Origin of the sequence: Pseudotabrizicola algicola (genome assembly GCF_010915705.1) — a bacterium.
Lineage (GTDB): Bacteria > Pseudomonadota > Alphaproteobacteria > Rhodobacterales > Rhodobacteraceae > Pseudotabrizicola > Pseudotabrizicola algicola.
The window spans coordinates 687646-694770 of the sequence record NZ_JAAIKE010000003.1 but is presented as its reverse complement, the minus strand read 5'-3'; the positions used below and the strand labels follow the sequence as shown (position 1 = coordinate 694770).

Annotated in this window: 8 protein-coding genes and 1 pseudogene; 8 read left to right on the top strand and 1 reads right to left on the bottom strand. The window is 63.6% G+C overall.

The genetic code is table 11. From position 1 onward, the window contains the following. Together G3572_RS13045 and G3572_RS13040 are read left to right on the top strand one after the other, a co-directional pair. Nucleotides 1-166: pseudogene (locus tag G3572_RS13045) on the top strand (succinyl-CoA--3-ketoacid-CoA transferase); the annotation flags it as partial. Then, nucleotides 156-449 carry a GNAT family N-acetyltransferase gene (locus G3572_RS13040; protein ID WP_240335521.1) on the top strand — a complete coding sequence of 98 codons (294 nt, stop codon included), beginning with the start codon at nucleotides 156-158 and terminating at the stop codon, nucleotides 447-449. The pseudogene G3572_RS13045 and the gene G3572_RS13040, both read left to right, overlap by 11 nt. Before the next feature lie 108 nt (nucleotides 450-557). Here the strand turns inward: G3572_RS13040 and G3572_RS13035 are convergent, their stop codons facing one another. Beyond that, nucleotides 558-1442 (bottom strand): lytic transglycosylase domain-containing protein, encoded by an 885-nt coding sequence (locus G3572_RS13035; RefSeq protein WP_164612484.1) that lies wholly within the window; start codon nucleotides 1440-1442, stop codon nucleotides 558-560. Nucleotides 1443-1808: 366 nt separating this feature from the next. Between G3572_RS13035 and G3572_RS13030 the strand changes: the two genes are divergently transcribed. From G3572_RS13030 to G3572_RS13005, 6 genes are all read left to right on the top strand, one after another. Next, the gene (locus tag G3572_RS13030) at nucleotides 1809-2009 is read left to right on the top strand and encodes a Flp family type IVb pilin (RefSeq protein ID WP_164612482.1); all 201 of its coding nucleotides are present in this window, start codon (nucleotides 1809-1811) and stop codon (nucleotides 2007-2009) included. Nucleotides 2010-2188: 179 nt separating this feature from the next. Continuing rightward, nucleotides 2189-2395 carry a pilus assembly protein gene (locus G3572_RS13025; RefSeq protein WP_164612480.1) on the top strand — a complete coding sequence of 69 codons (207 nt, stop codon included), beginning with the start codon at nucleotides 2189-2191 and terminating at the stop codon, nucleotides 2393-2395. A 60-nt stretch (nucleotides 2396-2455) separates the two neighbouring features. Further along, nucleotides 2456-3295, top strand: a complete 840-nt coding sequence (gene cpaB, locus G3572_RS13020) for a Flp pilus assembly protein CpaB (protein ID WP_164612478.1) — start codon at nucleotides 2456-2458, stop codon at nucleotides 3293-3295. A 202-nt stretch (nucleotides 3296-3497) separates the two neighbouring features. Then, nucleotides 3498-4892 carry a type II and III secretion system protein family protein gene (locus tag G3572_RS13015; protein ID WP_164612476.1) on the top strand — a complete coding sequence of 465 codons (1395 nt, stop codon included), beginning with the start codon at nucleotides 3498-3500 and terminating at the stop codon, nucleotides 4890-4892. Between the two features lie 5 nt (nucleotides 4893-4897). Beyond that, nucleotides 4898-5554, top strand: coding sequence for an OmpA family protein (locus G3572_RS13010; RefSeq protein WP_164612474.1), 657 nt, complete (start codon nucleotides 4898-4900; stop codon nucleotides 5552-5554). 283 nt (nucleotides 5555-5837) lie between these two features. Further along, nucleotides 5838-7106, top strand: a complete 1269-nt coding sequence (locus G3572_RS13005) for a CpaE/TadZ family protein (RefSeq protein WP_164612472.1) — start codon at nucleotides 5838-5840, stop codon at nucleotides 7104-7106. Nucleotides 7107-7125: the final 19 nt, after the last annotated feature.

Below are 7125 nucleotides of genomic sequence, written 5' to 3'. Positions count from 1 at the left end.
GCGCGCCTGCACCCTGCCCCTCACCGGCAAGGGCGTGGTCGACCGCATCATCACCAACCTCGGCGTGCTCGACGTGGTCCCGGGCGGCCTCAAACTCGTCGAACTCGCCGATGGCGTCACCGAGGCCGAACTCCGCGCCGCCACAGAGGCGACCCTTGTCAACTGACCCCGCCATCCGCAGCGAAACCAGCGGTGGCAAGGGCCGCTATGTGCTGTCAAAAGACGGGCACGAGGCGGAACTCACCGTCTCGTTCACCACCCCGACCCTGATGATCGCCGATCACACCCATGTCCCCGAGGCCCTGCGCGGCACCGGGGTCGCGGTGACGCTGGTGCATTTCATGGTCTACGACGCCCGCGCGCGCGGCATAAAGATCGTGCCGCTCTGCCCTTTCGTAAACGCGATCCGCAAGAAACACCCCGAATGGGCCGATGTCTTTGCAACCTGACCGCCCATTTTCTGTCTGAAAATATCCTCGGGGGGTGAGGAGCGCCGCGACGAGGGGGGCAGACAGCCCCCCTTGCCACAGCCGCCGCAGGCACCGCCGCCGGCCTTTTCAGCCGCCCGCCGAAATCACCTTGAACACGCAAGGGTCAGTCACCAGTTCCGGCGGCGTCAGGCACAGCCCTTGCGACACTTGCCACGCCGCCAGCACCTTGGGCACATAGTCGCGCGTCTCGGCATAGGGCGGCACCCCGTCATTGGCCCGCACCGCGCCCTCGCCCGCGTTATAGGCGGCCAGCACCATCAGCGGGTCGCGGTTGAACTCTTTCAGCAGCCAGTCAAGGTATGCCACCCCGCCCTTGATGTTCTGCGCCGGATCCTTCGCATCGGCCACGCCAAAGCGCGTCGCGGTCGCGGGGATCAGCTGCATCAACCCCTGCGCCCCCGCATGCGACACCGCATCGGCCCGTCCGGCGCTTTCCACCCCGATCACCGCCAGCACCAGCGCGGGCGAAACATCGGTGCCGATGGTGGCGGCCAGAATATGCTTGCCGTATTTCTCCGCGATGCCCTGCATGTGCTGCAGGCGCGGCGCGGCCACCGCGCTGCCCTTCGGCCCTTTCGACAGGGTCGCCATCGCCAGCGGAAAGCGATCTGCCACCGCGCTGCGGCTGGTCGGCACTGTCTGCCAGAACCAGTCATAGCTGGAAGACTTCGGGGCCACCTGCGTCAGCGCCCCCGGCGGTGCCACCGCACCGGCCACAGCCGTCACCGCATCGGGCTCCGGCGTCGGCTCGCGCGGTTTCACCTTGGGCGCCAGCGCCAGCAGACGCGCCTGTTCCTCGGGGTCGATCTGCACGATCCGGCGTTTGCCCGCCGATTCGCCCACCTTCACCCGCTTGAAGGAGAAGTCACGCTCTCCCGACAGGCCTTGCGCCGCGCCCGCAACGGGCGCGAGACCAAGGCCCGCGATCAATAGTCCTGCCATGAATCGCATCGCTGCTCGATGCCTGTCCGTTGTTTTTGTTCCCCCGATCCTCGCACGAATCTGCGATTCAGACCATCCGGGCGGAAAAACGGCTGCCAATTCTGGCGAATTTGCCGCAATTGGCGGCCCCTCGGCCCCATCCCTGTGCGACCCGGCGCCCATCCGAAAGATAAAAACTTAACATTTCAATTGGTTGCAAGTTTCTTCGGAAAATCTTCATCGGTCCGAAAAACACCCGATCTGCGCCCAGATGTTGCCACCGTGTCGGGTGAAAACATGCTCATACCGAACGGAAGACGGAACGGAACAGAGGCCAGACCGAAAAGACGCCGAGCGGTTGGAAAAACCAAAGCAACAGTGAAAGAGAGAAATACCATGACCCTCCTGAACATCTTCAAGAACTTCAAGAACGACGAATCCGGCGCTGTGACCGTTGACTGGGTCGTTCTGACCGCAGCTGTTGTGGGCCTGGGCCTGATCGTTATCCAGGCTGTGACCCCGGAAATCCGCAACGCCGGCACCACCATCGCTTCGGACCTCGCCGCCGCAACCGAACTGGGCCGTAACGGCAACTGATAAGGTCCGGCAACCTTCCGTTGCCCAACTTGATTGGCGGGCGCGGGCCGGGACACGGTCCGCGCCCCCTTCTTGTCTGGCGAGTGCGCTTCACGCGCCTTGCCGATCTTGGTGCCTTAACCTTTCGCGCCCTGACCGGCTCTTGGCCCCGGCGCGCTTTACCCAACGGAGTGTCGGCGATGTCCAATCGCACCCTCGGCTCGTTCTTCAACGTCAAGCGCTTCCGGGACTGCGAAGATGGCGCGGTCACCGTGGATTGGGTCGTGCTGACCGCATCGACCGTCGGACTGGCGATCTGGCTCTTCACCGTCATCACCGAAGAGCATTTCCGCGCCGCCGCTGTGTCGATCAACCAGGATATTCAGGAAGCCACCTCCCGCGACTGACGGGTGTGGCAACGAGCCGGCCGCACTCAGGCGGCTCGGCTCAGGCAAAAGGGTAGCAAGATGCGTGGTATGTTCGGACTTGTGCTCGTGGCTGGCATCGCCCTTGCCGGCACCGCAGTTTATTTGGCAAAGGGTTACATCGGCCAGACGCAATCCCAGCTGGAGCAAGAGCGCCAGCTGCGCGAACGTGTCGGCCCCATCGTCCAGATCTACGTTCTCAAAAACACCAAGAATTACGGCGACCAGCTCAAGCCCGAAGATGTGCAACTGGTCTACTGGCCGAAAAACTCGCTTCCCGAAGGCGTTTTCGCCGATGAAAAGGTGCTGTTCCCCGCCGGAACCCAGAACGCCCGCTACATCCTGCGCCAGATGGACAAGTTCGAGCCCGTCCTCGCCTCCAAGGTCACCGAGCCGGGCCAGTCCGCGGGCCTGACCGGCCAGATCGCCAAAGGCATGCGCGCCTTTGCCATCAAGGTCGATGTCGCCTCGGGCGTGTCGGGCTTTGTGCAGCCGGGCGACCGGGTCGATGTCTACTGGACCGGCACCATCGACGGCACCGGCGGCGAGGTCACCCGCCTGATCGAAAGCTCGACCCGCGTCATCGCGGTGGACCAGCAGGCCGATGCGATGGCGGGCGCCATGGTTGCCCGCACCGTGACCGTGGCCGCAACCCCCGAACAGGTGGCGCGCCTCGCGCTTGCCCAGACCACCGGACGCCTCGCGCTCTCGCTCGTCGGATCGGGCGATGACACGGTCACCGCGACCATCGAAATGGACAAGACCGTCCTCTTCGACATCAAGAAAGAGGAAGTCGCGCAGGTCGAGGCAGAAAAAGTCTGCACCATCATCCAGCGCAACGGCAGCGAACGCGTCGAGGTGCCGATCCCCTGCACCAACTGACGCAGGCAAACGTGCACGGGCGGCACCTTATCTGGTGGCCGCCCCTTTGCTTTCTGCGACCTGTTGCGGGTGTTGTATCTTATCCACATCAGCTTTGCCGAATAAGCGTTTGATTGTTGCAAAAAAAGGCCGTTGCAGGCATCTTCGTTCCAATTGCGGGCGACAAGACCCGGAAAGAGGCGTGATCGAAAGGGCAGGTCACATGAGCATGAACATCTTCCTCAAGGCGGGCCTGATGGCTGCGGCCTTGGCCACGACGGGCCTGACGGGCGTCGCTTCCGCAGAAACGCTGCGGGTGATGCGGGGGTCTGTTTCGGCACCGCTCGCGGTTCCGATGAACCGCGCTGTCGTGGTCGAAAGTGACACACCTTTCGCCGAACTCTCGATCGCCAACCCCGGCATCGCCGATATTTCCACCTTGTCCGACCGTTCGATCTATGTCTTGGGCAAGACGCCGGGGCGCACCACGCTCACCCTGCTTGCGCCTGACGGGCGGCTGATCTCGAACGTCGATGTGCATGTCACCCCCGACATCGCCGAATTCAAGGAACGCCTGCAACAGATCCTGCCGGGCGAGCCGATCGAGGTGCGCACCGCCAATGACGGCATCGTTCTGTCGGGCGTCGTCTCCTCTACCGCCAAACTCGACCGCGCGCTGGATCTGGCCAACCGCTACGCGCCCGAACGCGTCTCCAACCTGATGAGCGTGGGCGGCACCCAGCAGGTGATGCTCAAGGTCCGCTTTGCCGAAATGCAGCGCTCGGTCGCCAAGAACCTTGGCGTCTCGCTGGCCGCGCAGGGCGGCAACAAGATCGGCATTTCCGGCGAAACCGGCACCTGGCTTGCGGGCAACAACGGGATCGGCAACCCGATCACCTCGGCCCCCGGCACGCGCGGCGCGCTCGGCCTTGGCTTCACCGCAGGCTCGGTGCAATTCGCCGTGCTGCTGGAAGCACTCGAATCCAAGGGCGTCGTGCGCACGCTGGCCGAACCCAACCTGACCGCCCTCTCGGGGCAAGAGGCGCGCTTTCTCGGCGGCGGCGAATACCCCATTCCGGTGCTGACCACCGATGGCGTGGTGATCGACTACAAACCCTTCGGCGTGGAACTGAACTTCACCCCCACCGTGGTGGATGGCGACATCATCAACCTGCAACTCAACGCCGCCGTGTCGTCGATCGACACCACGATCACCATCGAATCCGGCGGCTTCTCGATCAACGCCTTCAAACGCCGCGAAACCTCCACCACGGTCGAGATGCGCGATGGCGAAAGTTTTGCGGTGGCGGGCCTCTTGCAAGACGATTTCCGCAACCTGAACAACCAGTTGCCGTGGATCGGCGATGTGCCGATCCTCGGCTCGCTGTTCCGCTCGTCGGATTATCAGCGCAACCAGTCCGAACTGGTCATCATCATCACGCCGCATCTCGTGACGCCCACGCGCGGCGATGTCTATGCCCTGCCGACAGACCGCGTGCGCCTGCCGACGGAACGTGAATTCTTCCTCAACGGCATCGTCGCCAACCCGCCGCGCGGGGCTGCGGGTGAAGTGGCGCGGCAGGATTTCAGCACCTCCTACGGCTATGTGATGGAGTAAGACCCATGCTCAAACCATCCACAGCCTTGCTGACCCTCGCCCTCGCCGTTGGGCTTGCCGCCTGTACCTCTTCGTCTGGCTTCGACCAGCCCTTGGGCGCAGAGCTTGACGGCAACATCACGGGCAGCGCGACCCAGAACAACGCGGGCCTGATGTCCGGCGAATTGAACGCCACCCATCAGCTCAACACCCGCTTCCGCGCCGAGGTGCCAAGCACGGTCACCTTCGCCTTCAACAGCGCCACCCTGACCCCCGAGGCACGCCGCGTCCTCGCCCAGCAGGCCAACTGGATCAGACAGTTCCCCGAACTGCGCTTCTCGGTCTATGGCCATACCGATCTGGTCGGCTCCAACGCCTACAATCAGGCGCTTGGCAAGCGGCGGGCGCAGGCCGTGGTGGCCTTCTTCGCCAGCCAGGGCATCAGCCCCAGCCGGCTCGAGGCGCTTGTGTCCTATGGCAAAACCCGCCCCGTGGTGGCCACCCAAGGCCCCGAAGAGGCGAACCGCCGCACCGTCACCGAAGTGGCGGGCTTCCACCGGGGCCGTGGCGCGCCGCTCAACGGGAAATATGCCGAAGTGATCTTCCGTGAATATGTGGCGGGCGCCGTGCCGCCGCATCCCACCAGCGCGCCGCCGACCTCGCAGGTCAACCCGGCCAACTAAGGCGCGCCGACGCGGATTGTTTTCAAAAAAGGGGGCAGGAAACCTGCCCCCTTTCCCATGCCCGAGGGGCGATTCCCCTGACCCGGCATCGACGGCGCGCCCAAATACCAAAGATTCACGATCTTTTAGCCCCAATCCTGCCACCATTTCCCAGCATTCCTAGCCGCAATGGAAACAGTCGCGGGGGCAGTCCCGCACGAATCCGGGGCACGTTTTTCGATGATGTCGGCGTTTCGCCAATATTGGGCCTCGTGATTCGTCTTCTGGAAGGACAAGGGGCGAGATGACGAGCGTGGCAACACTTCAACCTGATCCTGCACCGATCAAGGCCTGCACCATCTCGCGGGATGTGCAGAATTTCGAACTGCTCATCGACGACATGGAAAACGCCCTTGGCGAAAGCTGGGGCGATCTGTCCTTTGACGATGCCCTCGTCTTCATGGCGCAGCCCGAGGCCGCCGCGCTCGAGTTTGTCGCCATCGCCGTCGATGCCGAGGATGAGGCCGACATTGCCCGCATCGCGGAAATCGTGCGCGCGGCCAAGGCCAGCGGCATCAAGGTGGTGCTGATCGCCCATCACCTCAGCCCCATCGTGCTGCATCAGCTGCTGCGTCTCGGCGCGGATGATTTCGTGCCATACCCCCTGCCCGAGGGCGCGCTGGACGAAGCCATCGAACGGCTGCGTGCGCCTGCCCCCGCTCCGGTGGTGATGCAACAGCCGCAGATCCCCGAAGAGGCCACCGCCACCCCCGCCTTCAAGGCCAAGGGCGACCGTGAAGGCGTGGTCCTGCCCGTGCATGGTCTGGCGGGCGGCACAGGTGCCTCGACCTTCGCCGTCAATCTGGCATGGGAACTGGCGACCATCTCGAAAACCGATGCGCCGCGCGTCTGCCTGCTCGACCTCGATTTCCAATATGGCTCGGCGGCCACCTATCTGGATCTGCCGCGCAAGGAAATCGTGTTCGAGGTGCTGTCCGAAACCGCCACCATCGACAGTGACAGCTTCCTTCAGGCCATGCTCACCTTCAACGACCGCCTGCATGTCTTCACTGCGCCCGCCGACATGCTGCCGCTCGATATCCTCGGCCCCGAGGATATCGGCCGCATCATCGACATGGCGGCGGCAAACTTCGATTACGTCATCATCGACATGCCCAAGACCATCGTGGCCTGGACCGAAGCCGTGCTGACCCGCGCGCATGTCTATTTCGCGCTTCTGGAACTGGACCTGCGTTCGGCCCAGAACATCCTGCGCCTGATCCGCGCGCTCAAGGCCGAGGCTCTGCCCCATGAAAAACTGCGCTATGTGCTGAACCGCGCGCCCAAGTTCACCGATCTGTCCGGCAAAAGCCGCGTCAAGCGCATGGCCGAAAGCCTTGATATCGCCATCGAAGTGCAACTGCCCGATGGCAGCAGTCAGGTCACGCAGGCCAATGACCACGGCCTGCCGCTCGCCGAAACCTCGGCGAAAAACCCGCTGCGCAAGGAAATCCAGAAACTCGCAAAATCGCTACACGACCTGAACCGGGGCGTGGAGACTGGCAAGGCCTGATCTGGCCAAGAGGGAAGCA